We start from the raw sequence: 21,302 nt of genomic DNA, 5'->3' as shown, positions 1-21,302 counted from the left end.
AGCAGCGCACGATAACAGGCCGCGCCCAAGGACGCCCATTCATGCCGAACAACGCCAACCTGCAGCGTCAGCGTTTTCTCGGTGGTGCGCTGGGGGTGATCGTGCTGGGGTTTGCACTGACCTATCACTTTTTTCCGCGCCTGTTCCATGTCGATCCGACCCAGGCACCGCGGCGTTCGATGTCGCTGGGCGCCGCGGCGCCGGGCAGCGGCCTGCAGCCGGAGCGCGCAACGGCGATCAGCGAACTCAACGCCGGGCCTCCGCTGACCCTGGCGCCGGCCGCGGTGATCGCCGCGCGCAACAGCGCCAAGGCCGACCTGCCCAAACAGCTCAGCGCCGATCCGCCCGAAGTGGTGGCGCTGCTGGACAAGGCCACCAGGGCGCTGCATGCGGGCGCACTGGCCGGCGGTGAGGACAGCGCTGCGGCCCTGTTCGAGCAGGCGTTGAAGCAGAAGCCCGACAGCCGCCGCGCCGTGCAGGGCCTGTTCGACGTGCGCGCACGACTGGTGGCGGAGATCGACCAGGACATCGCGGTGGGTGACGTGGACGCTGCGCACGACCTGCTCGACGCCTTGCGCACGCTGCCCAACGCCGAGGCCGAGGTGGCGCAACTGGAAACCGGCCTGCAGACGCTGGAAAAGGTGCGCCCGATGCTGGCCCGGGCGGCCGGCCTGCTGCAGCAGGGCAAGGCCGACCAACCCGACGGTGGCAGCGCGCTGGAGCTGTATCGCGACGTACAGAAGCTGGACCCGCAGAACGCCGTGGCCGAGCAGGGCATCCTGCAGGTGCAGCGTGCGGTGCTGGACCGGGCGCTGGCGGCGGTGGCGCAGAACGACTTCGCCGGTGCCGACCGCGAGCTGGCCAGGGCGCAGCAGATCCGTCCCGGCACCCAGCAGATGCGCGACGTGCACCAGCGCGTGGATGACATGCGCGAGCAGCGTGCCCGCGGATTACTTGCCCAGGCGCATACCGCGCTGGATGCGGGCAACGTGACCCTGGCGACCAGGCTGGCGGGGCAGGTCCGCGCGATCGATCCGGATCTGGCGGCGCTGCCGGCGCTCGACGAGCAACTGGTCAACGCGCGCCTCTACGCCAGCTACAGGCCGGGCCAGGCCTTTACCGACCATTATGTCGACCTGCCGGGCAAGGCGCCCACCATGGTGGTGATTCCCACCGGCAGCTTCATGATGGGTGCACCGGCCAGCGACAGCGAGCGGCTCGCCTCGTCGCAGCCGCAACACGCGGTGACCATCGCCAAGGGTTTCGCGATGGCGCGCAGCGCGGTGACGGTGGCCCAGTTCCGCGAGTTCGTGCGTGCCAGCGGCTACGTGCCCGATTCGATCCGGCTGGGTGGCGCCAGCGTGTACGACGAGCGCAGCGGCGTCCTGCGCGACGACAGCACCGCCACCTGGGAAGACGACTACGCCGGTCGCAAGGCCGAAGACAACCTGCCGGTGGTGAACGTGTCCTGGGCCGATGCCACGGCTTACGCGGCCTGGCTGCAGCAGCGCACCGGCAAGACCTATCGACTGCCCAGCGAAGCGGAGTTCGAGTACGCGCTGCGCGGTGGCACCACGACACGCTACTGGTGGGGCGACGGCGTGCCGTCGCATCCGGTGGAGAACCTGACCGGCTCGGCCGACCGCTCACGCAGTGGCCGACGCTGGAGCAACGCCTTCCGCGGCTATCGCGACGGCCACTGGGGACCGGCGCCGGTGATGAGCTTCGCCGCCAACCCGTTCGGCCTGTTCGACATCGACGGCAACGTCTCCGAATGGGTGGTCGACTGCTGGCACGACAGCTACCTGCGTGCACCGACCGATGGCAGCGCCTGGGTCAACCCCGGCTGCCGCGCCCACGTGCTGCGTGGCGGTTCCTGGGGCAGTTCGCCCGAACAGGTCGAATCGGCCTACCGCCAGGGCGCCAACGGCGACGCCCGCAGCGCCCGCGTGGGCTTCCGCGTGCTGCGCGAGCTGTAGGCATGAAAAACCCCGCGCGAGGCGGGGTGTTTCGAAAACTGGTACCGGTGAGAGGACTCGAACCTCCACTGTGTCACCACAAGCGGATTTTGAGTCCGCCGCGTCTACCATTCCGCCACACCGGCACGTGTGAGCGGGGGATTATGCCGGGTTCAGTGCACGCGGTCGAGTCCCAGCTGGCGCACGTCGCGTCCGTACCAGCGGTCTTCGGGCAGGGGCTGGAACACCGAACAGCGGAGCATCGGGCCGGAATAGATGTGCAGGCTGACGGTGACCGCGTCGTCGCTGGGGTTGCGGATGCTGTGGTATTCGTGTGGCGGGATCAGGCTGCCGGCCGAGCCGGCGCCGGCCTGGATCGAACCGACCGGCTGGAAGCAGTAGCGCTTGTCGTCGTGCTCCAGCAGTTCGTACTGCACGATCTCCAGCGCGCCGTTCCACACGCCCTCGACGCACCACATGCCGTCGTGGTCGTGGATCGGCGTGCCCTGGCCCGGGCCCCAGGTCATCGCCACCACGCAGTAGCCGTGCTCCTCGCTGCGGTACAGCTCGCGCCGCGCGTAGTGCTCGGCATTCGCTTCGAACACGCATTCCGGCAGGGTCACCGACTTGTCGCGGATCATCCTGCACAGGCTGTTGCGCAGGCTGTCGGTGAGCTCGTGGGTGGTCGACTTGGCCACGGCGGCGTCGATGGCGTCGATCAGGGTGCGGCTGCCGGGGAAATCCAGGGTAAGCATGGCGTTCTCGGGGGAAAGCGGGAGCTGTCTAGCTTAGCAGCGCGGCGATCAGCCGGCCGCCAGCCGGTTCAGGAAGCCGCCGATGGCGCGGCTGTAGTTTTCGATGTCGACCAGGAACGCGTCGTGGCCTTGCGGCGAATCCAGCGCCACGAATTCCACCTGTGCACCGGCCGCTTGCAGGCCTTCGGCGATCTGTTCCTGCTGCTGCAGCGGAAACAGGATGTCGGTGCTGACGCCGATCACCATGGCCTGTTCGATGTGGATGCGCTTTAGTCCTTCGTGCACGCTGCCGTGGCCGTATTCGGCGATGTCGAACCAGTCGCTGGCACGCGACAGGTACAGGTAGCAGTTCGGGTCGAAGTTGCGCACGAAGCGCCGGGCGTGACCTTCGAGGTAGGACTCCACCTGGAACTCGCGGCCGAACGGTTCGTCCTCGCGCTGCTCCGGATCGAGCCGGATGCGGGCGAAGCGGCCGTTCCACTCCATCGCCGAGCGATAGGTGATCACGCCGAGCTTGCGCGCGATGCTCATGCCGAGGTCGGGATAACTGCCGCCTTCCGTGGCATGGATGTCGTAGCGGCCGTCGTTGAACTGCGGGTCGAGCCGGATCGCCTCGCGCTGCAGCGAGCGGATCGCGATCGCGAACGGTTGCGCCTGGGGCGCGGTGTCCACGCTGATGTGGGTGCGCACGCTGCCCGGGTGCAGCAGCATGTAGGCCAGCGCGCTCATGCCGCCCATCGAGCAGCCGATCAGGCAGGCCAGTTGCGTGATGCCCAGGCTGTCGACCACGGCGTGCGCCGCGTTGGCCACGTCTTCCAGCGCCAGTTCGGGGAAGCTCAGCCGATAGGCGTCACCGGTGGCCGGATCGTTCGAGGCGGGGCAGGTGGAGCCCTTGTCGCTGCCCAGCGAGTTCACGCAGATCACGAACCAGCGCCCGGTGTCGATCGCCTTGGCGGGGCCGGCCATCTCCTGCCACCAGCCGGGCGAGGGGTCCTCGTCGCATGAGGTCATGTGTGCGCTGGGCGACAGCCCGGTCAGCACCAGCACGGCGTTGTCGCGGGCCGCGTTCAAGTGGCCCCAGGTTTCGTAGGCGACGTGCGCACCGTGCAGCTCGCCGCCGCGCTTCATCGCGAAGGGCGAGGGCAGGTCGAGGTAACGGCGCGCGTCGCCCATCGTCAATGCACCTTGTCGATGCTGATCTTGATCGGCGTCTTGCTGTCCACCGCGACCACGCCAGCGTCGCCTTCCAGGTCGCCGGGCCGGGCCTCGGGCTGGCCGCCGTGGCTGATCCGCGCACCGACGAAGACCTGGGTGACCGAGGACAGCTTGAACGCCGGCGTCATCGCCATCGCGTCGGTCAGCGTGACCGTGGCGGGCAGGCTGGCGGGATCGAGTTTGGCCACCGCCAGCGGCATCGGCGGGCCGTCCGGCGAGCGGGCATAGACGAACAGCACGTCGCCTGCAGCCAGCTTGTCCTTCAGCGCCGGCGCCAGCGCCACTTGCACCTGCAGCGTGGCGCCTGGGGGGGCGTCAGCGGGAGTGCTCGACGACGCGCCGGCCGGTGCGCCGCCGGCGCGGGCATCGGCGACGGCGATCTGTTCGGCAACGGATTTGGCCACGGTCGAGCCCGGCTCCAGCTGCGGTTGCAGCAGGCGCCAGGTGGCGGCGGCGTCGCGGTAGTCGCCATTCTGGAAATCGCTGATGCCGAGCAGCCACAGGCCGCGCTGGCTGTCCGGCTGCAGTTTCACGGCGCGCTGGAGCAGCTCGCGTGCGCGACCGTCGATGCGGTGGTCGGCCCTCGTCATCGAGTCGTTCTCGGCCCAGCCGATCATCGCCTCGGCGTTGTTCGGCGACAGTGTCAGGGCATGCTCGAAGGCATCGCGCGCATCCGCCGGCTGATGCAGCATGCTGCTGGTCTGGGCCAGCAGCATCCAGCCCTGCAGGTCGTCCGGCTGCTGTTTCAGGTGGGCACGCAGTTCGGTCAGCGCCTGGTCCATGGTGAGCGAGGGCAGTGCCTGCGTGCTGGCGGGGTTCAACGCGTTGGGCGTGCCGACCAGCAGGTACAGCGTGCCGGTGCCCAGCGGCAGCACCAGGGCGATCAGCAGGGCCAGCGCGAACACGCTGCGCGGGCGGCCGGCTTCACGGCCCTGGCGCAGCAAAGGCAACAGCAACAAGGCCAGTGCCGCCGCGACCATCGCCGCGGCAATCACGACAAAAGCGATCTTCACCAGTCGTCCCCGGAATCGGTAGGTGTCTCATCCATGGTGCGGGCGGCACGACTGCGCTGGCGGATCATCACCAGCACCACGCCGGCACCACCCAGCAGGATCAGCAGCGGGCCGAACCACAGCAACGAAGTGCCGACGGTCAGCGGCGGGTCGTACAGCACGAACTCGGAGTAGCGGGCGACCAGGTATTGCCTGATCTCGTCGTCGCTGCGGCCTTCCTGCATCATCCTGAAAATCTGGTTGCGCAGGTCGCGGGCGATCGGCGCGTTGGAGTCGGCCAGTGTCTCGTTCTGGCACATCGGACAGCGCAGCTGGTGGGTGAGGTGCTGGAAGCGCAGTTCCTGCGCGTGATCCTTGAACGGCATCGGCTCGATCGCCTGCGCGCAGGCGAAGCCGCCCAGCAGCAGCGAAGCGACGAGGAATACCCGCAGCAACCGGCGCATCACTGTGCCTCCTTCAGCATCGCCGCGATCGCCGGCTTCAGTTCCTTCGCCATCACCTCGGGCGTGATCGGGCCGATGTGCTTGTAGCGGATCACGCCCTTCGCATCGATCAGGAAGCTTTCCGGCGCGCCGTACACGCCGAAGTCGATCGCGGTGTTGCCCGGTTCGTCGGCGATCAGCAGGGCGTACGGATTGCCGTGCTTGGCCAGCCAGTTCTTCGCATCCGCCGGCGGGTCCTTGTAGTTGTAGCCGACCAGCTGGACGCCCAGGGTCGGCGCCGCGGCGCTCAGCACCGGGTGCTCCACGCCGCATTCGATGCACCAGCTGGCGAACACGTTGAGCAGGTAGGGCTTGCCCAGCAGGTCGGCCTTGCTGACCTTCTGCGCCGGCTCGTACAGCTTGGGCAGGTTGAATTCCGGTGCCGGCTTGTTCAGCAGCGGCGTGGGGATCGCATTCGGATCGTGCTGGGTGTTCCACCAGATGCCGAAGCCGAACAGGCCGACCAGCAACATGAAGCCGATGAAGGGGAGCAGGCGGTTCATGCGCGGCTTTCCCCGACCTGCAGCGTGGCGCCGGCGTCGACGACGCCTTCAGCCTTCGCCGCCCGCTTGAGGCGGAAGCGCTTGTCGGTGGCGCAGACCACGCCGCCCAGCATCATCAGCAGGCCGCCGCCCCAGATCCAGCGGATGAACGGCTTGGTGTAGAGCCGCAGCGCCCACGCGCCTTCGAGGTTGTTCGCGTCCATCGGCTCGCCCAGCGCCACGTAGAGGTCGCGGGTGATGCCGGCGTCGACGGCCGATTCGGTCTGCACCTGGCCACGCGGGTAGGTGCGCTTCTGCGGGTGCATCACCGCGATCTGCTTCTCGCCACGGGTGACCGTGACCGTGCCCTGGTCGGCGGTCCAGTTCGGGCCGGTGGTGTGGTGCACGCCGTCGAAGCGGAAATCGTAGCTGCCGATGTGCTGGGTCTCGCCGGGCGCCATGCGCACGTCGCGGGTCACGCTGAGCGATTCGGACAGCAGCACGCCGATCACGAAGATGCCCACGCCCAGATGCGCCAGCAGCATGCCGGCCATCTCGCCCGGATAGCGCCGGCCACGCGGTGCCTCACGCCAGCGCTTGAGCGCATACAGCAGCACGCCGACGACCACCCACACGCCGGCGGCGACGCCGACGATCGCCTTGAGGTTGCCGTCGACCAGGAAGGCCGCGACGATCGCGCAGGCCAGCGCGGCGACGACCACCCGCAGCAGCAGTCCCTTCAGCACCGGCGCGTCGCCCTTGCCCCAGCGCAGGAACGGGCCGAACGGCATCAGCAGCACCACCGGCGCCATCAGCAGCGGAAACAGGAAGCCGAAGTAGGGCGGGCCCACCGAGATCCGGCCCAGGTTCAGCGCATCGCCGATCAGCGGGAACAGCGTGCCCAGCAGCACCATCGCCGCCGCCACCGCGAACATCAGGTTGCCGATCAGCAACACCGTTTCGCGCGACACCACGTTGAACGCCTTGCCGCCCAGCACCTTCGGTGCACGCAGCGCGTACAGCAGCAGCGAGCCGCCGACCACGATGGTGAGGAAGGCCAGGATGAACACGCCGCGGCGCGGGTCCGAAGCAAATGCATGCACCGAGGTGAGCACGCCCGAGCGGACCAGGAAGGTGCCGAGCAGCGACAGCGAGAACGCGAAGATCGACAGCAGGATGGTCCACGCGCGCAGCGAGCCGCGCTTCTCGGTGACGGCCTGCGCATGGATCAGCGCGGCGCCGACCAGCCACGGCATGAAGCTGGCGTTCTCCACCGGGTCCCAGAACCACCAGCCGCCCCAGCCCAGTTCGGCGTACGCCCACCAGCTGCCGGCGACGATGCCGCAGGTGAGGAAGGCCCAGGCCATGTTGGTCCACGGCCGCGCCCAGCGCACCCAGGCCTGTTCCAGCTCGCCGCCGAGCAGGGCGGCGATCGAGAACGCGAACGCCACCGAGAAGCCGACATAGCCCATGTACAGCATCGGTGGATGGAAGGTCATGCCCGGGTCCTGCAGCACCGGGTTCAGGTCCGCGCCGTCACCCGGCATCGGCAACAGACGTCCAAACGGATTCGACGTGAAGATGATGAAGGCGAGGAAGCCCACCGCGATCAGTCCCATCACCGCGATCACCCGCGAGGCGAACACCTCGGGCAGCTTCTGGCTCAGCGCCGCCAGGGCGATCGTCCACACGTTGAGGATCAGGATCCACAGCAGCAGCGAACCCTCGTGTGCGCCCCACACCGCGGCGATGCGGTAATACCACGGCAGCGCCAGGTTCGAGTTGTCGGCCACGTACTGCACCGAGAAGTCGAAGCGCAGGAACGCCCAGGCCAGGATGCCGAACGCCATCGCCACGAACACCGCCTGGCCGGCGGCAGCCGGGCGCGCCACCGCCATCAGCGCGCGATTGCCGCGCCACGCGCCGACCAGCGGCAGGATGCTCTGCGCCAGCGCCAGCAACAGGGCGAGGATCAGCGCGAGTTGGCCGAGTTCGGGGGTCATGGGTTTGTGCCGGGAATGGGAAATGGGGAATGGGGAATGGTCAAGAGCAAGGCACCCCGCCGCTTCGGCGTACTTCGGTGCAGGAAGTGGCAACAAGAGTTGGCATACATGGCTTTTCCTATTCCCTATTCTCTATTCCCGATTCCCGATTCCCGGCTTTCTCGATTCCCGGCTTGTCGGCATGCGCCTTGGCCATGGCGTCCTTCAACTCCTTGGGCATGTACGTCTCGTCATGCTTGGCCAGCACTTCGGTGGCGACGAAGCGGGCGTTGTCCATGTGGCCGGTGGCGATCACCGACTGGTTGTCGCGGAACAGGTCGGGCAGGATGCCGGTGTACTCCACCGGCATCGCGCCGCCGGCATCGACCACGGTGAAAGTGACCTTGAGCGAGTCGCTGGAGCGCTGGATCGAACCGGCCTTGACCATGCCGCCGAGGCGGAAGGTCTTGTAGCTGGCCGCTTCGCCCGACTGCACCTGGCTCGGGGTCAGCAGGTAGTTCATGTTGTTCTGCAACGCCAGCACCACCAGCACGGCGGCGACGACGGCCGCGGCGAGGATCGACAGCACGATGGTGAGCCGGCGCTTGCGGGTGGGGTTCATGGGCATGGTCGAAAACCGCCCCGGTCAGGGGGATGCTGGAGTGGAAGGGGGTTTGCGTTCCTGGCGCACGCTCTGACGCGCCAGCCGTGCGCGAAGTTCCCGCAGCACCTGGTGGCGGCGCAGGCGCGGCGCGACGGTGTCGGCGATCAGCACGACGAAGAACAGCGCATAGGCCGGCCACACGTAGGCCGCGTAACCGCCCATTGCCAGGAAATGCTGCAGGGCGTTCATCGGTCGGCCTCGCTTTCGGCGATCTGGCGCACCCAGTCCTTGCCGCCTTCCAGGTCGAGCAGGTCGGTGCGCACGCGGCGGAACAGGCTGGCGGCGTAGTAGCACTTGGTGGCCAGGGTCATCGTCAGCAGCGGCCACAGCATGTCCCAGGACATGGTGGACTTGCCGAACACGTTGACCGTGCTGCCCTGGTGCAAGGTGTTCCACCAGTTCACCGAGAAATGCACGATCGGCACGTTGATGACGCCGACGATGGCGAGGAAGGCGGCGGCGCGGGCGCCCTGGCGGCGATCCTCGAATGCGTGGTACAGGCCGATCACGCCCAGGAACAGGAACAGCAGCACCAGTTCGGAGGTGAGCCGCGCATCCCAGGTCCACCAGGTGCCCCACATCGGCTTGCCCCACAGCGAACCGGTGACCAGGGTGATGAAGGTGAACGCCGCGCCGATCGGCGCCGACTGCATCGCCACGACCTCGGCCAGCTTGATCCGCCAGACCAGCGCGATGAACCCGGCCACGCCCATCACCGCATAGATGAACATGCCCATCCACGCGCTGGGCACGTGGATGAAGATGATCCGGTAGGCATCGCCCTGCTGGTAGTCGGCCGGGGCCAGCACCAGGCCGCCGTACAGGGCCACCGCGCCCAGCAGCAGGGCCAGCGTCATCGCCCATGGCTGCAGCGTTCCGGCGAAGCGGTAGAAGGTTGGCGGCGAGCTCAGCCGGTGCAACCAGAGCGGAATCCAGTTAGACATGGTGAATCGTCATGCGTCCAGGGCAATACGGAGGGCGGCGGCGCAGGCCAGCGGCGCCAGCACCACGGCCAGCGCCAGCGAGGCAGCGAGCCAGGCGATCGGTGCAAGCCACGGCAAACCCTGTTGGGCCGCCGCCACGGCACCGGCGGCGAAGATCACGGCCGGTACGCACAAAGGCAGCAACATCAGGGCCAGCAGCATACCAGAGCGCCGGGTGCCGGCCGTCAGCGCCACCAGCACCGCACCCAGCAGACTCAGCAGCGGCGTGGCCAGCAGCAGGGCCAGCAACAGCACGGGAATCACCGCGCCGGGCAGGTGCAGCATCGCGGCCATCAGCGGCGCAATCACGATCAGCGGCAGTGCGGTGGTGATCCAGTGCGCAAGGATTTTCATGCCCAGCAGCAGCGCCAGCGGCTGCGGCGCCAGCACCAGCTGTTCCAGCGAGCCGTCCTCGATGTCGCTGGAGAACATCGCATCCAGCGCCAGCAGCATCGCCAGCAGCACGGTCACCAGGATCACGCCGCCGGCGATCCGTTGCAGCAAGGTGTCTTCCGGCCCCAGCGCGAACGGGAACAGCATGGTCACGATCAGCGCGTACAGCACCGGCATCGCGATGTCGCCGCGCCGGCGCCAGGCCAGGGTGAGGTCGCGCCGCAGCATCGCGGCGCAGGCGGTGGCAACGCCGGGATGCTCAGCCATGCATGCGGATCCGTCGCGGCTCGCCGCCGTGGAAGCTCACCGTGCCGTGGCTGGTGACCATCGCGGCGCCGCCGGCGGCGGTGTGCTTTTCCAGCAAATGGTTCACCAGGGCGATGCCGATGCGGTCCAGGTTCGCGTACGGCTCGTCGAGCAGCCACAGCGTGGCCGGCAGCAGAACCAGCCGGGCGAGCGCCGCGCGCTTCTTCTGGCCGGCCGACAGGCGCCGCACCGGCTCGTCTTCGTAACCGCGCAGGCCGACGTCGGCCAGCACGGAAGCCATGCCCAGGCCTTCGCGCGTGCCATGCAGGCCCGCGGCGATGCGCAGGTTTTCGCGGGGACTCAGGTCTGCCTTGAGGCCGAGCTGGTGACCGAGGAACAGGATCTGGCCTGCGCACTGGTCGCGCTGCAGCGCCTCACCGCGCCAGAGCAGTTCGCCTCCGCCGCGATGGAGCAGCCCGGCCAGCATGCGCAGCAAGGTGGTCTTGCCGCTGCCGTTGTCGCCCTCGACCAGGGCCAGTTCGCCCGCGTGCAGCTGAAAGTCCAGCGGCGCGAACACCGGTTCGTCCTGGCGATGGAAACTCAGGGCCCGTGCTTGGAGCAGGGGCACGGTGGTGCTGGCGGCAGTCATTCCCGCGATTGTCCGCAATGGCGCCGGTGCTGTCCATGCGGCGCACTGCCGCTGAAGCTTCAGCCCACGGTGCGCAGCAGGGCGGCGCCGGCGGCCTCGCCATGCACATAGGCCAGTTGCCCGTGTGCCTTCGCCAGTGCATCGAGGATGGCCAGCTCCGGACCGATGGCGAACAGGCTGGGTTCGCTCCAGCCGCTGCTGCCCACCCCGATGGCCGGCAGCACGATGGCGCCGGGCTGCGCCTGCAGGGCGCCCAGCAATTCGTGCTGGGCGGCCAGATTCTCGGCCGGTGCGCGGCGGCGTGCCTGCGGATTCCAGGCGGTGATGAAGGCCCACGAGCGGCCGCCGACCACCTCGGCCAGTGCGGCGGGCAAGGGCAGGTCGACCCGGATCGTGGCCCAGTTCACCGTGTCGATGCACACGTGGTACGCGGTGGAGCGGAACGCTTCGAGCAGGGCCTCATCCATGACGCAGCGCCGGCAGCGGGGGCAGGGCGGAAACAAGCAGTTGTGCCGCCGCGTCGATATCGATCGTCGCCACGTCCGGATTCTCGCGCAGCAGTTGCTCCAGCAATCGATCCTGGGCGCGGCCGCGTTCCAGCGCATAGGCATAGGGCAGGTGGGTGAAGGTGACCATGCGGTAGCGCGCCATGTAGTGGGCGGGGATGCGGGCGGCCAGCAGCGCGCCCAGTTCGCGCTTGGCGAGGTAGTGCGGGTCGGCCACCGAGTCGCGCATTTCCACGTAGTTTTCCAGCGCCATCGCGGCGATCGCGTCGGCATTCGGCTGGCGCACGCGCTGGAACTCGGCGAACACCTCGGCGCTGTCGCCGGGCGCCGCGGCCAGCAGGTTCGCCAGCACCACGGTGTCCTCGAAGCCGCAGTTCATGCCCTGGCCGTGGAACGGCACGATGGCGTGCGCCGCATCGCCGACCAGCAGCGCGCGGCCGTCCAGATGCCAGCGGTCGAGGTACAGGGTGGACAGCGTGCCGACCGGGTTGTGGTCGAAGTCTTCGGCGAAGCGCGGGATCAGCGACAGCAGCCCGGGGAATTGTTCGCTGAAGAACGCTGCCGCCGCGGTCGAGCCGGGCAAGCTGGCGAAGCTCGGCGCCGCGCCTTGCGCGGGCAGGAACAGGGTGACCGTGAAACTGCCTTCCGTGTTCGGCAGCGCGATGCACATGTAGCCGCCGCGCGGCCAGATGTGCAGCGCATGCGGCTCCAGCGCGTACTGGTCGCGACCACCGCCGAGTTGCTGCAGCGTGGCCGCGAGCTCGTCGGCGGGCGGAATTTCCAGCTCCTTGTAGCCGTGGCCCAATGCTTCGATTCGCTCGCCCAGCGGCGCATGGGCGTTCATCGCCGCGCGCAAGGCCGAGCCGGCGCCATCGGCACCGATCAGCAGGCCCACCGTCTGCTCGCGTTCCACGCCCGCGGCGTCCGCCAGCCGGATGCGCTGCCGCTCGAAATCGGTGGCGACCAGGCTCTGGCCGAAATGAAAGGTGACACCCGCCGCCTCGGCCGCATCCAGCAGCAGCATGTTCAGGGCGCCGCGCGAGACCGACCAGATCACCTCACTGTCGTCCACGCCGTAGCGCTGCAGGGCGCTGTGGCCGTCGCGATCGTGCACCATGCGGCCGCGCATCATCACCGCCCGTTGCAGCACGTCGTCGGCCAGCCCGGCGCTGCGCAAGGCCTGCAGGCCGCGCTCGGCCAGCGCCAGGTTGATCGAGCGGCCACCGAGGAAGCCGGCCAGCCGCGGATCGGGCCGCTTCTCGAACACCTCGACCGCGAAACCGCGTTGCGCCAGCTGCTGCGCCAGCAACGCGCCGACCAGGCCGCCGCCGATGAGGGTGATGCGAGGAGATTGCGTCATGTCAGGTGTCGTCAATGGGCGTGCATTTTTGAACTGACCTGAACAGGAGGCTTTCAGGTGTGGAGCGAAGTAAATCAGAGTCCGCCCGGTTGTGAAGGAACAGCCTGAATGCACGGCCGCAGCAGGATCAAGCGTTAACCCCTGGCTCAATTCGTGGGCTGGCAGAATCGCTGGGTCAAGGTTTCAAGGCTTGGGAGGATGATTCCTTCAGCGCGTGCCGACTCATATTCTTCGGCTAGGTTGTCCATCGTCCCCATATATGAGGACAGCAGGTCGGAGGTATCCGTATGTGCGTCGAATTCTGCGTCCGTGATGTCGTCTTCCCTGCCGTCGCCATGGGCAAGTTCTTGCTTTAGAGCACTTATCTTTTCAGCCAACAAGGGGATGATGACGGATAGGTCGTTTTCGCTTGTGGAACGCATGCGATTTCCTCGTGCCGGCTCAAGAGAAGGAGCGGACAGGCACGTTGAGCTCGACCGCCTTGGCAACGGCGTTCCTGGCAAGCGTATCCAATGCGCCGTGGAAAGCTTCTTGCGTCATCTGGTTCCTGCACCGTATTGACGCGCTGGTCGTTACTGGCCTTGCGGGCACCCCCAGTCACGACTTTTGCAGCTCCGATAGAGATCCAGCTCGATATTCGACATCCGTCCGTGCTCCGAAATCCATGTCAAAGTGGTGTTTCGATCATACATAAAAGCAGCGGATCGGCACACGCGTTGACCTGCCGGCAATCCGGGCAGCTGCGCTGCCGACAGAGGCGTCTTCAGAAGCTCATGAAATACCCGCCGTTGACGGGCAGGTTGGCGCCGGTGATGTAGCCGGCTTCGTCGGCGGCGAGGAAGGCCACGGCACGGGCGATGTCGGCGGGCGAACCAAGCCGGCCGACCGGAATGCCGGCAATGATCTGCGCGCGGATCTCTTCGGATACCGCGGCCACCATCGGCGTGTCGCAATAGCCCGGCGAAACGGTGTTGACGGTGACGCCCTTGCGTGCGGTCTCGCGCGCCAGCGCCATGGTGAAGCCGTGCACGCCGGCCTTGGCGGCAGAGTAGTTGGTCTGGCCGAACTGCCCGGTCTGGCCGTTGACCGAGCTGATGTTGACGATGCGGCCGAAGCCGCGGGCGGTCATCCCGTCGATCACGTTGCGGCACAGGTTGAACACGCCGTCGAGGTTCACGTGCATCAGTTCGTGCCATTGCTGCGGCGTCATCTTGCGCAGGCTGGCATCGCGGGTGATGCCGGCGGCGTTGACCACGATGTCCACGCTGCCATGCTCTTGCTCGATGCGCTCGACCACGGCGCGGCAGTTGTCGAAGTCGCTGACGTCAGCCGGCGCGAAGCTGATCGCTCCACCGAACGCGGCCACTTCGTCGTGGAATGCAGCCACGCGCTCTTCGCGCGAAGCGAGGTCCAGCGCGACCACCCGACGTCCCGCGCTGGCCAGCTGGCGACAGATTTCCGTACCCAGGCCGCCGATGCCGCCGGTGACCAGTGCAACGCGTTCGGGAAGGAGGGCAGGGCTCATTGCAGTGCGTCCATGGGAGGATCATGCCGCGGGGCAGCACGTGCTGTGCTGCAGCGGCCGGATCGGATTGGCAGGGTGGTGACAAGCGAACGGCGCGTCGATGCGCGCCGTCCATGGGGTCCGGATCAGCCGGACTTCTTGCCGCCGCGGGCGCCGCCGGGCGGCGTCGGCATGACCTGGGCGGCGGTGTCCATCAGCCCGCGCTGCATCGCCTGGAACGCGGCCATGTTGCGCTCGGTCAGGTCGTTCAGCGTATTCCAGGGAGTCTGTCCCATCAGGCTGTTGAGCTGGCTGCGGAACTGGGTCTGCTGGTCGAGGAAGACCTGCAGGCTGCGCTCCAGGTAAGGGCCCATGAAGCCCTGCAGCGAATCGCCATAGAAGCGGATGATCTGGCTGAGCAACTGCGGCGACAGCATCGGCTGCCCCTTGTCCTCGTGCTCGGAGATGATCTGCAGCAGTACCGAACGGGTCAGGTCCTCGCCGCTCTTGGCGTCGCGGACCTCGAAATCCTCGTTGTCCAGCACCAGCTGGCGGACTTCCTCCAGCGTGATGTAGCTGGAGATTTCCGTGTCGTAGAGACGCCGGTTCGGATATTTCTTGATGGTGCGCTTTGTTTGTGCCATGCGGCGAACGCTAGCAGAAGATATTGCGCCGCACCAGTCGACCGGGAGTTTTCATGCTGCGGCCGGCGGCCGCAGCATTTCAGTGGCCGACCGCGCCGCCTGCGCTGCCGAACGGCGGCCTGGCGAACCACAGCACCGGAATCAGCAGCACGAACAGGATCGCACAGGCCCAGAAAACGTCGTTCACCGCCAGCGTGAGTGCCTCGCGCGTCAGCAACTGGTCGATCAGGCCCAGGCTTTGCGTATGCGACAGCCCGGCATGCGACAGCTGGCCGATGAACTGGGTAGCGGCCGGGTGGCCGGGGCTGACGTACTCGGTCAGCGTGGCATGGTGGGTTTCGCCGCGGTGTTGCCACATCGTCACCATGATCGCGGTGGACACGCTCGAACCGATCGTGCGGCAGAAATTGGACAGGCCCGAGGCGCTGGCGATCTGGTCCACCGGCAGGCCGGACAGGTAGACCTGGTTCAGCGGGATGAAGAAGCAGGGGATCGCCAGGCCCATCACGAAACGCGGGATCACCAGGGTGGAGAACGAGGCGGAGCTGTCGAAGGTGGAAAACCAGTACGCGGTGCCGGCGAAGACCAGGAACGCGAACGTCACCACCGCGCGCAGGTCCAGCTTGTGCATGTTCTTGCCCAGGACCGGCGCGATCAGGAACGCCAGCACGCCGACCGGCGCGGTGGCCAGGCCGGCCCAGGTCGCGGTGTAGCCCAAGGTGATCTGCAGCCACAGCGGGAACACCACGTTGATGCCGAAGAACGCGAACATGCCCAGCGACAGGCTGATCACGCCCACCGTGAAGTTGCGTTGCCTGAACAGCGACAGGTCGACCACCGGATGCTTCGCATGCAGTTCCCACACGATCAGGAAGGTTAGGCAGATCAGTGCGGTGAGCCCCAGCACCAGGATCATCGGCGAGGAGAACCAGTCGTTGTCGTTGCCGTTGTCCAGCATGAACTGCAGCGCGCCCACCCCAACCACCAGCAACACCAGCCCGATCATGTCGATCGGCGCCTTGTAGGTTTTCGTCTCGCGCTTGCGCAGCAGGCCCCAGGTGATCACCGCCGCCGCCAATCCGACCGGCAGGTTGATGTAGAAGATCCATGGCCAGGAGAAGTTGTCGGTCAGCCAGCCGCCCAGGATCGGCCCGAAGATCGGCGCCACCACCACGGTCATCGCCCACAGCGCCAGCGCGATGCCCTGTTTCTCCTTCGGATAGTTCGACAGCAGCAGGGTCAGCGACAGCGCCACCATCGGGCCGGAGCCGGCGCCCTGCAGCAGGCGGCCGATCACCAGCATCGGCATGCTGGTGGCCAGGCCGCACAGCATCGAGAACACCACGAACATCAGCACCGAGCCGACGAAGGTCTTCACCTCGCCGAAGCGGCGCGCGAGCCAGCCGGTCAGCGGCTGCATGATCGCGCTGGCCAGTGCGTACGAGCTGATCGTCCAGGTGCCTTCGCTGGGGCTCACGCCGAGGCTGCCGGCGATGTGCGGCACCGCGACGTTGACGATCGTCATGTCCAGCACCTCCATGAAGGTGCTGAACGCGACGGCGATGGTGAGCAGCGCCAGCGGACCGCCGTGCAGAGGCTTCAGCGGGGCGTCGGGTGCGGCGTCGTTCGGCGTGGCGGCCATGGATGTCCGGCTCAGTTCGCGGCGGTGGCGTGGGGCAGGTTGGCGCGGATGATCCGCTCGGCTTCCGCATCGGCCTTGCTGGCCATCTGGTCGTAGACGTCGGTCTGCGCCACCGGCTGCTGCGTCGGCGTGTTGGCCAGCACGCTGCCCTGGTCATGGCGGATGTCGACGGTGACGTCGGTGGACAGGCCGATGCGCAGCGGGTGCTTGTCCAGTTCCCTGTTGTCCAGCGCGATGCGCACCGGCACGCGCTGCACCACCTTGATCCAGTTGCCGGTGGCGTTCTGCGCCGGCAGCAGCGAGAACACGCTGCCGGTGCCGGCGCCCAGGCCGATCACCTTGCCGTGGAACTCGGCGTCGTCGCCGTAGACATCGGAGACGATCTTCACCGGCTGGCCGATGCGGATATGGCGCAGCTGGCTCTCCTTGAAATTCGCGTCGATCCACAGGTCGTGCAGCGGTACCACGGTCATCAGCTGCTGGCCCGGCTGCACGCTGTTGCCCAGTTGCACGCTGCGTTCGGCCACGTAGCCGGACACCGGCGCATAGATCGCGTTGCGTTGCGCGGCGACCCAGGCAGCGCGGAAGTTGGCGCGGGCCTGCAGCACTGCCGGGTTCTGCGCCACGTCGGTCCCTTCGATCGCGGCATGCGCGGCGGCGGCCTGCGCCTCGGCGGCGTTCACCGCGGCGCGCGCCTGCTCCACGCCGTCGCGCAGGTGCTGCACGATCTCCGGCGATTCGGCCTGGGCGGCGATCAGCGGCAGGCGGCGCTGCAGGTCGGCCTGGGCCTTCTTCAGAGCGAGCCGGGCCGTGACGACCTGGGCGTCCGCGCCGGTGGCCGAACTGGTCTGCTGGCGCACGCCGCGCACGGCCTGGGCCAGCGCGCTGCGGGCCTGCTCCAGTCGCGTCTCGGCGTCGGTGGCGTCCAGCTTCACCAGCACCTGGCCGGCTTCCACGCGCTGCGTGTCGTCGGCGAGGATCGCCACCACGGTGCCCGGCACCTGGGCGGAAATCGCCACCTGGTTGCCGCCGACATAGGCGTTGTCGGTTTTCACGCGGGTGGAGAACACGAACATCCACAGCAGGAACCAGATCAGTCCGGCAAGGATGAACACCGCGGCGACGATCAGCAGGGCGCGACGGCGCTTGGCCGGATTCTTCGCGGCCATGCCGCTGTCGTTGCTGTCGACAGCAGTTTCGGATTCAGTGGCGCTCATGGTCGGAAGCTCCGGCGTTGACGGAAGAGGAAGAGGAGGGGGAGGTGGTGGCGTCGGCGCTGCGATAGCCGCCGCCGAGAGCCTTGATCAGGGCGAGATCCGTGCTCAGCGCCTGGGCCTGCAACTGGGTGGCGGCATCGCGCTGTTGCAGCAGCGTCGCCTGCGCGCCGAGGCTTTCGCGCAGGTCGCGCACGCCCTGGCGGGCACGTGCCTGCGCACTGGCCAGCAGCGCCTTGTCGGCATCCAGTTGGGCCTGTTGTTCACGCAGGCGGGCCGCGACCTGTTCGGCGCTCAGCGACTGGGTGGCCACTTCGCGGGCGGCGGTGAGTACCGTGCTGTCGTACTGGGCGACGGCGGCATCGAGCTGGGCCTTGCTGACGCCGTAGTTGGCCTCGAGCGTGCCGCCGTTGAAGATCGGCAGATGCAGCGCGGGCGTCACCGCGAAGGTGCGGCTGCCCGCGGTGAGCAGCTTGCCCATGTCGATGCTGGACAGGCCGGCCAGCGCCTTGATGCTGAAGTCGGGAAAGAACTGGGCACGGGCCGCATCGGTCTGCTTCAGTGCCGCCTCGACCTGCCAGCGGCTGGCCGCGATGTCGGGACGCCGGGCCAGCAGGTCCAGGCTGGCATCCGCCGGTACGCCGCCGTTGATCACGGGCAGCGGGCTGGCGTGCAGCTCCGGCAGTTCGGCCGGCGCCACGCCGAGCAGGGAGGCCAGCGCCGCGCGGCGAATCTTCCCCGAGCCATCGAGCGCCGCGCGCATTTCGCGCACCGCAGCCAGTTGCGCGCGCGCCTTCTGCGCCTCGTCAGGCAGGTCCACGCCCTGTTTCACGCGCAGGTCCGCGATGCGGGCGAACTGCTGTTGCGTGGCCAGCAGGCGATCGGCCAATTGCAACCGTGCCTGGTCGGCCTGCCAGCCAAAATAGGTGTCGGCCACGGCGTACTGGATCGCCAGCGCCGCAGCGCTGCGCTGGGCCTGGGCGGCGCGCGCCTGATCCAGAGCGGCCTCCATGGTGGCGCGCTTCTTGCCCCACCAGTCGAAATCGTATTCCAGTTGCACGCCGAGATCGGCCTGGTTGTACCAGCTGAAGCCCAGGAACTTGCTGGGGATCAGGCCGTGGTCGCTCATCCGCGTGCGCGACGCCTGCGCGCTGCCGTTGATCGACAGGCCGAGCTGGGCAGCGGCCAGTTTCGCCGACTGCTCGGCGTTCTCGACGCGGCTGCGAGCCAGCGCCAGATCGGGCGACTGCAGCATCGCGCGGCCCATCAGGTCGTCCAGTTGCGGGTCGTTGTACTGCCGCCACCATTCGGTGCCGGGCCAGCCGGGGCGAACGGCCGTCTGCAGGCCGGCCAGAGGGGCCTCGTCGCGCAGTGCGGGGGTATCCAGCTTGGCCGGGGCGCGGGCACAGCCGGCCAGCATCAGCACGATGGCGGCGACAAGCACGGTGCGACCGCGATGCGGAGCATGCTTCATCGGGGTTTCCTTCATGGGTGGCGGCTTTCGCCCAGTTGGTCGAGGTTGCCCGCCAGTTTGCGCAGGAGACGGTCGAGTTGACGCTTGTCGGTGGCGCTGAAGCCGCCAAACATGTTGGCAAGGCGGGGAAACATCGGTGGCAGCATCTTCTGCACCATGCGCCGGCCTGCCGCGCTGATGCGTATCACCACCTTGCGCCGGTCGCTGGCACCGCTGCCGCGGCTGATCAGGCCGCGCTTGACCAGCGCGTTGCCGATGCGGGTCATGTTGGTCGCGCCCTGATTGGTGTACTCGCACAGCTCGCCGGGCGTGGAGATCCCGTCGGGGCGGCTGTACAGGATCATCAGGGTGAGGAATTCGCTGTGGTTGAGCTTGTTCGGCTTCAGCTCGGACTCGAGCTCCTCCTCGATGTCCTGCCCGAGCATCAGCATCAGGCGGCACAGGCGCGCCTCGTCCGCCGGCATCTGCGGGATGATCCCGCTCACCCGCCCGATGCCCTCGTCCATCATCGCGATGCACTGCTTCAGCCGATCCATTTCACTGATTCATATTTCACCAGTGAATTAAAATATCAGCACGCGGCCGGCGCATGCAAGTGGTCGTCAGTGGATGCCGAACAGGCGCCGGGTATTGGAGCGCGTCACGTCGGCGACATGCCGTTCCGTTTCCCCGCGCAGGCCGGCCACGCAGCGCAATACCTCGACCACCCGGGCCGGCTCGTTGCGCTCGCCGCGGTGGAGGGCATCCGGCTGGTCCGGCGCATCGCTTTCCAGCAGCAGGAATTCGAGCGGCATGCCGGCCACGATGCGGCGCAGTCGCTGCGCGCGCTCGTAGGTCACCGGGCCGCCGATGCCCAGGTGGAAACCCAGGTCCCACAACTGGCGGGCCTGCTGCTCGCTGCCGGAGAAGCTGTGCACCACGCCACGCAACCCGCCCTGGCGCCGCAGGGTGAGGATGACCTCCTCCAGTGCGTTGCGGGCGTGCACGATCACCGGGAGTTCGTGTTCGCGTGCCAGTTCGAGCTGGCGCAGGAAGTACTCGCGCTGCCTGTCCGCGTCGAGGTCGTCGCGATGGAAGTCGAGCCCGATCTCGCCGACCGCCACCGGTCTGCTGTCGTTCAGCAGCGAAGACAGCGCCTGCACATTCGCGGGAACATGATTCGCCAGGAACACCGGGTGGAGACCCCACGCCGGATGCAATGCAGGATGACGACCGCAAAGCTCGCCGATGACCGGCCAGCTGGCGGCATCCACGGACGGCACGACCATGGTGTCCACGCCAGCCTCGAGTGCCCGTGCAATCACCTGGTCGCCGTCGGCCCGGAAAGCGGAGTCATTGAGATGCACGTGGCTGTCGGCGATCTTGCGCATGGTTGATTTTCGTGTCGTGGCCGAGGGAAATGTCGTGATGGCGTGAAGATAATGTAGCCGGACCGAGCTAACTCCGATTCAGTTGGAGCAAGGTTCAATGAACTCGCATGTTATTGCGCTTGCATCCGGCAATGCAGCCAGCCACAAAAACAAAACAGAGGAGAGGTTGTTATGAACAGATTGACGATCAACGTGCTCAATATCGCGATCGCTGCGGTGCTGGCGACCGGCATTTCCGCCTGCAACCGCAACGCGGACGCGGGCGTCTCCAACGGTGCGGCCGACGCCGGCAGCACGGATGCCGGCGGCGCGGCCGTGAAGTATGCCAAGGTCGTCAGCGTCGATCCGGTGCGCTCCACGGTGAACAACCCCAAGCAGGTCTGCCACGACGAAACCGTAACGCATACCGCTCCCCCGAAGGATGAGCACCGCATCGCCGGCACCGCGATCGGCGCGGTGGTGGGCGGGCTGGTCGGCAACCAGGTGGGCGGCGGCAAGGGCAAGACCCTGGCAACCGTGGCCGGCGCCGTCGGTGGCGGCTATGCCGGCAACCGCATCCAGGCGAGCAAGCAGCACGGGCAGGTGACCTCGACGGTCGAGCGCAAGTGCGAGACCGTGAACGACAGCACCACCAAGATCGTCGGCTACGACGTGCGCTACGAGTACAACGGCGTGACCCGTACCGTGCGCATGGATCACGATCCGGGCGACCGCGTGCAGGTGCAGGAAGGTGTCACTGCCGTGTCGGACGCCCGCTGAAACCCCT

24 protein-coding genes and 1 tRNA gene are annotated in these 21,302 nt (G+C 67.5%); 2 read left to right on the top strand and 23 right to left on the bottom strand.

The genetic code is table 11. The features are described 5' to 3' along the window. Window positions 1-41: 41 nt before the first annotated feature. Entirely contained in the window at window positions 42-1,979 is a 1,938-nt protein-coding gene (locus ABNK63_RS10010; protein ID WP_350015528.1) for an SUMF1/EgtB/PvdO family nonheme iron enzyme, read from the top strand. 39 nt (window positions 1,980-2,018) lie between these two features. Here ABNK63_RS10010 and ABNK63_RS10005 read toward each other — a convergent pair. The 23 genes from ABNK63_RS10005 to ABNK63_RS09895 form a co-directional block, all read right to left on the bottom strand. Further along, window positions 2,019-2,104, bottom strand: a tRNA-Leu gene (locus ABNK63_RS10005). Between the two features lie 27 nt (window positions 2,105-2,131). After that, window positions 2,132-2,713: a cysteine dioxygenase family protein gene (locus tag ABNK63_RS10000; RefSeq protein ID WP_007808094.1), complete on the bottom strand. Its 582-nt coding sequence runs from the start codon at window positions 2,711-2,713 to the stop codon at window positions 2,132-2,134. Between the two features lie 48 nt (window positions 2,714-2,761). Further along, complete coding sequence (locus ABNK63_RS09995) at window positions 2,762-3,886, bottom strand: homoserine O-acetyltransferase (RefSeq protein WP_007808092.1); 1,125 nt, start codon at window positions 3,884-3,886, stop codon at window positions 2,762-2,764. 2 nt (window positions 3,887-3,888) lie between these two features. Next, a complete protein-coding gene (locus tag ABNK63_RS09990; RefSeq protein WP_007808089.1) occupies window positions 3,889-4,941 on the bottom strand; it encodes a tetratricopeptide repeat protein in 1,053 nt (350 codons plus the stop codon). Next, window positions 4,938-5,384, bottom strand: a complete 447-nt coding sequence (locus tag ABNK63_RS09985; protein ID WP_007808087.1) for a cytochrome c-type biogenesis protein — start codon at window positions 5,382-5,384, stop codon at window positions 4,938-4,940. The genes ABNK63_RS09990 and ABNK63_RS09985 overlap by 4 nt, the downstream gene beginning before the upstream one ends. After that, window positions 5,384-5,926, bottom strand: coding sequence for a DsbE family thiol:disulfide interchange protein (locus ABNK63_RS09980; RefSeq protein WP_007808085.1), 543 nt, complete (start codon window positions 5,924-5,926; stop codon window positions 5,384-5,386). The genes ABNK63_RS09985 and ABNK63_RS09980 overlap by 1 nt, the downstream gene beginning before the upstream one ends. Continuing rightward, window positions 5,923-7,908 carry a heme lyase CcmF/NrfE family subunit gene (locus tag ABNK63_RS09975; protein WP_350015527.1) on the bottom strand — a complete coding sequence of 662 codons (1,986 nt, stop codon included), beginning with the start codon at window positions 7,906-7,908 and terminating at the stop codon, window positions 5,923-5,925. The genes ABNK63_RS09980 and ABNK63_RS09975 overlap by 4 nt, the downstream gene beginning before the upstream one ends. Window positions 7,909-8,026: 118 nt before the next feature. Next, entirely contained in the window at window positions 8,027-8,509 is a 483-nt protein-coding gene (ccmE, locus tag ABNK63_RS09970) for a cytochrome c maturation protein CcmE (RefSeq protein ID WP_350017208.1), read from the bottom strand. Between the two features lie 24 nt (window positions 8,510-8,533). Then, window positions 8,534-8,731, bottom strand: a complete 198-nt coding sequence (ccmD, locus tag ABNK63_RS09965; protein WP_193385067.1) for a heme exporter protein CcmD — start codon at window positions 8,729-8,731, stop codon at window positions 8,534-8,536. Between the two features lie 5 nt (window positions 8,732-8,736). Continuing rightward, a complete protein-coding gene (locus tag ABNK63_RS09960; protein WP_007808077.1) occupies window positions 8,737-9,495 on the bottom strand; it encodes a heme ABC transporter permease in 759 nt (252 codons plus the stop codon). A gap of 9 nt (window positions 9,496-9,504) precedes the next feature. Beyond that, the gene (gene ccmB, locus ABNK63_RS09955) at window positions 9,505-10,194 is read right to left on the bottom strand and encodes a heme exporter protein CcmB (protein ID WP_007808075.1); all 690 of its coding nucleotides are present in this window, start codon (window positions 10,192-10,194) and stop codon (window positions 9,505-9,507) included. After that, window positions 10,187-10,822, bottom strand: coding sequence for a cytochrome c biogenesis heme-transporting ATPase CcmA (ccmA, locus tag ABNK63_RS09950; RefSeq protein ID WP_007808073.1), 636 nt, complete (start codon window positions 10,820-10,822; stop codon window positions 10,187-10,189). The genes ccmB and ccmA overlap by 8 nt, the downstream gene beginning before the upstream one ends. Window positions 10,823-10,881: 59 nt before the next feature. Further along, window positions 10,882-11,289, bottom strand: a complete 408-nt coding sequence (locus ABNK63_RS09945; RefSeq protein ID WP_350015526.1) for a DUF3293 domain-containing protein — start codon at window positions 11,287-11,289, stop codon at window positions 10,882-10,884. Next, a complete protein-coding gene (locus ABNK63_RS09940) occupies window positions 11,282-12,688 on the bottom strand; it encodes an NAD(P)/FAD-dependent oxidoreductase (RefSeq protein ID WP_350015525.1) in 1,407 nt (468 codons plus the stop codon). Before ABNK63_RS09940 ends, ABNK63_RS09945 begins: the two co-directional genes overlap by 8 nt. Before the next feature lie 146 nt (window positions 12,689-12,834). Next, window positions 12,835-13,110, bottom strand: a complete 276-nt coding sequence (locus ABNK63_RS09935) for a hypothetical protein (protein ID WP_007808064.1) — start codon at window positions 13,108-13,110, stop codon at window positions 12,835-12,837. A gap of 19 nt (window positions 13,111-13,129) precedes the next feature. Then, complete coding sequence (locus tag ABNK63_RS09930; RefSeq protein WP_350015524.1) at window positions 13,130-13,228, bottom strand: hypothetical protein; 99 nt, start codon at window positions 13,226-13,228, stop codon at window positions 13,130-13,132. Window positions 13,229-13,451: 223 nt separating this feature from the next. Then, entirely contained in the window at window positions 13,452-14,213 is a 762-nt protein-coding gene (gene phbB, locus ABNK63_RS09925; RefSeq protein WP_350015523.1) for an acetoacetyl-CoA reductase, read from the bottom strand. Between the two features lie 125 nt (window positions 14,214-14,338). Continuing rightward, entirely contained in the window at window positions 14,339-14,836 is a 498-nt protein-coding gene (gene phaR, locus ABNK63_RS09920) for a polyhydroxyalkanoate synthesis repressor PhaR (RefSeq protein ID WP_007808062.1), read from the bottom strand. Between the two features lie 79 nt (window positions 14,837-14,915). Next, a complete protein-coding gene (locus ABNK63_RS09915; RefSeq protein ID WP_007808061.1) occupies window positions 14,916-16,478 on the bottom strand; it encodes a DHA2 family efflux MFS transporter permease subunit in 1,563 nt (520 codons plus the stop codon). 11 nt (window positions 16,479-16,489) lie between these two features. After that, the gene (locus ABNK63_RS09910; protein WP_350015522.1) at window positions 16,490-17,695 is read right to left on the bottom strand and encodes an efflux RND transporter periplasmic adaptor subunit; all 1,206 of its coding nucleotides are present in this window, start codon (window positions 17,693-17,695) and stop codon (window positions 16,490-16,492) included. Further along, window positions 17,682-19,166, bottom strand: a complete 1,485-nt coding sequence (locus ABNK63_RS09905) for an efflux transporter outer membrane subunit (protein ID WP_007808059.1) — start codon at window positions 19,164-19,166, stop codon at window positions 17,682-17,684. Before ABNK63_RS09905 ends, ABNK63_RS09910 begins: the two co-directional genes overlap by 14 nt. Before the next feature lie 11 nt (window positions 19,167-19,177). Beyond that, window positions 19,178-19,702 carry a MarR family transcriptional regulator gene (locus ABNK63_RS09900; protein ID WP_007808058.1) on the bottom strand — a complete coding sequence of 175 codons (525 nt, stop codon included), beginning with the start codon at window positions 19,700-19,702 and terminating at the stop codon, window positions 19,178-19,180. Window positions 19,703-19,768: 66 nt separating this feature from the next. Then, window positions 19,769-20,536 (bottom strand): TatD family hydrolase, encoded by a 768-nt coding sequence (locus ABNK63_RS09895; RefSeq protein WP_350015521.1) that lies wholly within the window; start codon window positions 20,534-20,536, stop codon window positions 19,769-19,771. A gap of 171 nt (window positions 20,537-20,707) precedes the next feature. On the opposite strand from ABNK63_RS09895, the gene ABNK63_RS09890 reads away from it, so the two are divergent. Then, the gene (locus ABNK63_RS09890; RefSeq protein ID WP_007808056.1) at window positions 20,708-21,295 is read left to right on the top strand and encodes a glycine zipper 2TM domain-containing protein; all 588 of its coding nucleotides are present in this window, start codon (window positions 20,708-20,710) and stop codon (window positions 21,293-21,295) included. The last annotated feature ends 7 nt before the right edge of the window (window positions 21,296-21,302 follow it).

It is taken from the genome of Rhodanobacter sp. IGA1.0 (genome assembly GCF_040208325.1).
Lineage (GTDB): Bacteria > Pseudomonadota > Gammaproteobacteria > Xanthomonadales > Rhodanobacteraceae > Rhodanobacter > Rhodanobacter spathiphylli.
This window is presented reverse-complemented; position numbering and strand designations above follow the sequence as displayed.